Origin of the sequence: Xenorhabdus yunnanensis (assembly GCF_028598805.1) — a bacterium.
Classification (GTDB): Bacteria; Pseudomonadota; Gammaproteobacteria; order Enterobacterales; family Enterobacteriaceae; genus Xenorhabdus; species Xenorhabdus yunnanensis.
Genome location: NZ_JAQRFI010000282.1, coordinates 1 through 310, shown reverse-complemented (window position 1 = coordinate 310; position 310 = coordinate 1). Strand labels below are relative to the sequence as shown.

At 44.8% G+C, this 310-nt stretch carries 1 protein-coding gene; it reads left to right on the top strand.

Annotated elements, in window-relative coordinates; translation table 11 throughout:
• On the top strand, positions 1–310 hold a 310-nt coding region (locus PSI23_RS22255; RefSeq protein WP_273557074.1), incomplete at both ends, for a hypothetical protein.

Sequence of the window (310 nt, the reverse complement as noted above, 5' to 3'; positions counted from 1 at the left end):
GAAATAACCTTTCCCGCTGGCATTAAGTTTTTAGGTGAAAATAAAACGTTTCCGTCAATATTCGGGGATAAAGAAGTCGTTGAAGTGACCTCAGGGGCATTTGAATGTAAGAATGGGGTTTTGGCTAGCGAGGTCACGTTAAAAGCGGGCTGGACAATGAAGCGCCAAATCGAAAACTGGCTGTCAGGAAAGGTGACTTTTGACTCTAAGGGGCAGCAGGTTGTTGAGTTCTTCTTCAAACCTAACGGCGTGCTTCAGTATGTTAAAAAGCGGGGCACCGAACATCCCAAAACCATCATAACCGGTTTTA